Source organism: Campylobacter concisus (assembly GCF_902460545.1).
Taxonomy (GTDB): domain Bacteria; phylum Campylobacterota; class Campylobacteria; order Campylobacterales; family Campylobacteraceae; genus Campylobacter_A; species Campylobacter_A concisus_AE.
The window spans coordinates 1-697 of sequence record NZ_CABPUE010000024.1; the positions used below are offsets into that span (position 1 = coordinate 1).

1 protein-coding gene is annotated in these 697 nt (G+C 32.0%); it reads left to right on the forward strand.

Going from position 1 to position 697, the window contains the following annotated elements; genetic code table 11:
• The first annotated feature begins 72 nt into the window (after window positions 1-72).
• Window positions 73-468: a TIR domain-containing protein gene (locus FZ949_RS09230; RefSeq protein WP_103579947.1), complete on the forward strand. Its 396-nt coding sequence runs from the start codon at window positions 73-75 to the stop codon at window positions 466-468.
• Window positions 469-697: the final 229 nt, after the last annotated feature.

The following is a 697-nucleotide window of genomic DNA, read 5'->3' on the forward strand; positions in this document are numbered from 1 at the left end:
CGTCAATATTTATAGTATCTTATATTGTTTTAATTATTATTTTAATATGTAACTATTCGTAAGAAAAAATTTATGTACAATTTGTTTATTAGTTACTCTTGGGCGTATGGAGAAGCATATGATAATCTTGTAAAGCTATTGAATGCAAAACCATATTTTTATTATAAAAATTATTCAGTTCCTAAAAACAACCCAATTCATAATGCGGGTAGTGATTGGGAACTGAAAGAAGCAATAAAAAGGCAAATGCAGCCAGCAAGTTGCATTATTATATTGGCTGGAGTATATGCTACTTATAGCAAATGGATTAATATTGAAATAGAGTTGGCAAAAAGCATGAACAAGAAAATAATTGCTGTACAACCTTGGGCAGCAGAAAGAACCTCTATGGTAGTTAAAAACTCTGCCGATAGGATAGTTAAGTGGAGTACAGATTCTATTGTTGATGCTATACGAGAACTTTGTTAGTAGGAATAATTACATGAGTTATTTTTTTACCCCTGTTATCTCTATAAGATTATTTGTAAAAATTTTGTATAAAAAGGACCGCTCTCGCGGCCTTTAAATTTAGCGGCTTACATGCACCCATTTCCCTGCACTTCATTTTATCGCGTTAAATGCTACATCATAGTTTATCTCTTTCGCGATTTTGGCAACGATTTGTTTTGAGACCAGTAAGTATTTATTGCTTATGGCT